General features: G+C 70.8%; 4 protein-coding genes. 3 read left to right on the forward strand and 1 reads right to left on the reverse strand.

From position 1 onward, the window contains the following. On the forward strand, positions 1-570 hold a 570-nt coding region (locus HUU95_RS14045), incomplete at its 5' end, for an L-threonylcarbamoyladenylate synthase (RefSeq protein ID WP_302480134.1). Here HUU95_RS14045 and msrA read toward each other — a convergent pair. Further along, positions 567-1,121 carry a peptide-methionine (S)-S-oxide reductase MsrA gene (gene msrA / locus HUU95_RS14050; protein ID WP_174280667.1) on the reverse strand — a complete coding sequence of 185 codons (555 nt, stop codon included), beginning with the start codon at positions 1,119-1,121 and terminating at the stop codon, positions 567-569. The genes HUU95_RS14045 and msrA overlap by 4 nt on opposite strands. Before the next feature lie 63 nt (positions 1,122-1,184). Between msrA and galE the strand changes: the two genes are divergently transcribed. Beyond that, complete coding sequence (gene galE / locus HUU95_RS14055; protein WP_174280668.1) at positions 1,185-2,180, forward strand: UDP-glucose 4-epimerase GalE; 996 nt, start codon at positions 1,185-1,187, stop codon at positions 2,178-2,180. After that, the coding region (locus HUU95_RS14060; protein WP_254602815.1) for an aldolase/citrate lyase family protein at positions 2,177-2,552 on the forward strand (376 nt) is incomplete at its 3' end. The genes galE and HUU95_RS14060, both read left to right, overlap by 4 nt.

Below are 2,552 nucleotides of genomic sequence, written 5' to 3' on the forward strand. Positions count from 1 at the left end.
ATCAGCCCGACGCGCGCCGCGCATGTCGCGGCGAGCCTGGGCGGGGCGGTGGCGCTGATCGTCGACGACGGCGCGTGCGCGGCGGGGGTGGAGTCGACGATCGTCGCGGACGGCCGCGTGCTGCGACCCGGGCCGGTGACGGCCGAGATGGTGAGCGACGTTCTAGCCGAGCGCTTCCCCGGCGTAGGCCGGGGCCCAGTTGAGTCGCCATCGATGATCGGGGTGACCTCCTCCGATGTCCCCGCCACTGGGCCCCGGCCTGCGCCGGGGAAGCGAGCAGGGATGGTCGCCCCCGGCCAACTCGCGTCGCATTATGCGCCGACGAAGCCGCTTCGCTTGAACAGTTCGACCGCCGATCCCGACGAATGGCTGATCGGCTTCGGCCCGATCGCGGGCGACGACACGCTGTCGGCGAGCGGCGATCTCCACGAGGCGGCGGCGCGGCTGTTCGAGGCGCTGCACCGCGCGGATAGCGGCGCGAAACCGCGCATCGCCGTCGCGCCGGTGCCGACGACCGGCATCGGCGCGGCGATCGCGGATCGCCTGCGCCGCGCCGCGCACCGCGACTAGGCCGTGGCCATCGACTTGGTCTTCGCGGCGAAGCTCTTGCGCAGCTTCTGCAGCTTGGGCGGGATCACCGCCACGCAATACGGGTTGGAGCGCCCGCTCGTCGCCCAATAATCCTGGTGATAGTCCTCCGCCGGCCACCAGCGCGCCGCATTGCCCTTCGGCGTCTCGATCGTGGTGACGATCGGCCGGGCCTGATCCGCCTGCGCCCGCTCGATCGCGGCACGCGCCTCCGCTTCCTGCTCGGGCCCGTCGGGGAAGATGGCGGAGCGGTATTGCGTGCCGACATCGTTGCCCTGGCGGTTGAGCTGAGTGCCGTCATGCGTGGCGAAGAAGATGTCGAGCAGGTCGCCATAGCGGAGCTGCGCGGGATCGTACCCGATCCGGATCGCCTCGGCATGGCCGGTGGTGCCGTTGCATACTTCTCGATAGGTGGGATCGTCGACGGTGCCGCCGAGATAGCCGCTTTCGACGCTCTCGACGCCGATCACGTCCTTGAACACGGCCTCGGTGCACCAGAAACAGCCGCCGGCGACGGTCGCATAATCGGTCATGGGTCGGACTCCTTTGATCCCGATGTAGGAAGGCGCTAGCGGACCCGCAAAGGGGTAGGGCGCATGATCGACGGCACGGTACTGGTCACGGGCGGAGCGGGCTATATCGGCAGCCATGCGGTGCTGGCGCTGCTCGATGCCGGCCATCAGGTGGTGGTGATCGACAATCTCGTCACCGGCTTCGCCTGGGCGGTCGATCCGCGCGCGCGGCTGATCGAGATGGACGTGGCGGACCCCCGCGTCGCCGACGTGCTGCGCGAGCACCGCGTCCGCGCGATCCTGCACTTCGCGGGCTCGGTGGTGGTGCCCGAATCGGTCAGCGACCCGCTCAAATACTATCGCAACAACACCGCCGCCGCCTGCGCGCTGATCGAGAGCGCGGTGGCGGCGGGCGTGCCGCACTTCATCTTCTCGTCGACGGCGGCGACCTATGGCACGCCCGCGCGCGTGCCGATCGCGGAGGCTGACCCGACCGTGCCGATCAATCCGTACGGCATGTCGAAGCTGATGACGGAGGCGATGTTGCGCGATGTCGCGGCGGCCCACCCACTCAATTACTGCGCGCTACGCTATTTCAACGTCGCGGGCGCCGACCCGGCCGGGCGTTCCGGCCAGTCGACGGTGGGCGCCACGCACCTGATCAAGATCGCGGTGGAGGCCGCGATAGGAAAACGCGCCCATGTCGGCGTCTATGGCACCGATTTCGACACCCCGGACGGCACGGGCGTGCGCGATTACATCCACGTGTCGGACCTGGCGGCGGCGCACGTCGCCGCGCTTGACCTGCTAGTCGAGCGGCCCGACGAGAGCCACACCCTCAATTGCGGCTATGGGCGCGGCTTTTCCGTGCTGGAGGTGCTGGACGCGGTCGACCGGGTGACCAACCGGGCGATCGAGCGCCGGATGGAGCCCCGCCGGGCGGGCGATCCGGCGGCGCTGGTGGCGGACAACCGCGCGATCCTCGCCGCCGTGGCGTGGCAGCCCGCGCGCGACGATCTGGACGGTATCGTCCGCGACGCGCTCGCCTGGGAACGCAAGCTGGCCGACCTGGGGCGGTGACCCGGCTGCGCTCGCTGCTGTTCGTGCCGGGCGACCGGCCCGAGCGGTTCGCCAAGGCGGCGGCGAGCGGCGCCGACGCGCTGATCCTCGACCTGGAGGATTCAGTGGTGCCCGCGCGCAAGGCGGCGGCGCGGGCGGCGGTGGCGGCGTTCCTGCGCGTTCGTCACCCTCACCCTTCCGCCGGCTTCGCCGGCTCCCTCCCTCTCCCAGCGGGAGAGGGAGACAGGCGTGAAGCGCCAGTGGGTGAGGGTGATCCGCTCCGCTTCGTCCGCGTGAGCCCGCTAGGCTCGCCATTCATCGACGCCGACCTCGCCGCGCTGGCGGACGTGCGCCCGGACGGCCTGGTGCTGCCCAAGGCCGAGGGCGCGCGCG

This window comes from Sphingomonas bacterium, from assembly GCF_903643065.1.
Classification (GTDB): Bacteria; Pseudomonadota; Alphaproteobacteria; order Sphingomonadales; family Sphingomonadaceae; genus Sphingomonas.

What these genes read in the sequence shown, in the direction of transcription:
- msrA (WP_174280667.1), bottom strand. Translation starts at nt 1,121, where the DNA reads ATGACCGATTATGCGACCGTCGCCGGCGGCTGTTTCTGGTGCACCGAG.
- galE (WP_174280668.1), top strand. Translation starts at nt 1,185, where the DNA reads ATGATCGACGGCACGGTACTGGTCACGGGCGGAGCGGGCTATATCGGC.